Source organism: Curtobacterium sp. 18060 (assembly GCF_902706105.1).
In the GTDB taxonomy this organism is placed as follows: Bacteria; Actinomycetota; Actinomycetes; order Actinomycetales; family Microbacteriaceae; genus Curtobacterium.
In genome coordinates, this window is record NZ_CACSJV010000140.1 from 1 (window position 1) to 386 (window position 386).

Consider the following 386-nt stretch of genomic DNA (forward strand, 5'->3'; position numbering starts at 1 on the left):
GTTCGAAGAAGAACGTGTTGCTCTGGTTGCTAAAATCGGTGAGAACATCAACATCCGTCGCGTTGCTTCCCTGGAAGGCGAAGTTCTGGGTAACTACCAGCATGGTGCTCGTATCGGTGTTCTGGTTGCTGCAACTGGCGCTGACGAAGAACTGGTTAAACAGCTGGCAATGCACGTTGCTGCAAGCAAACCAGAATTCGTTAAGCCGGAAGACGTTTCTGCTGAAGTTGTAGAAAAAGAATACCAGGTTCAGCTGGACATCGCTATGCAGTCTGGCAAGCCGAAAGAAATCGCAGAGAAAATGGTTGAAGGCCGCATGAAGAAATTCACCGGCGAAGTTTCTCTGACCGGTCAGCCTTTCGTCATGGAACCGAGCAAATCTGTTG

The 386-nt window shown here is 49.5% G+C and carries 1 protein-coding gene; it reads left to right on the top strand.

Annotated elements, in window-relative coordinates; genetic code table 11:
• Window positions 1-386, top strand: a 386-nt coding sequence (gene tsf / locus GVL05_RS19940) for a translation elongation factor Ts (RefSeq protein ID WP_159574257.1), incomplete at both ends; no start/stop codon positions are given.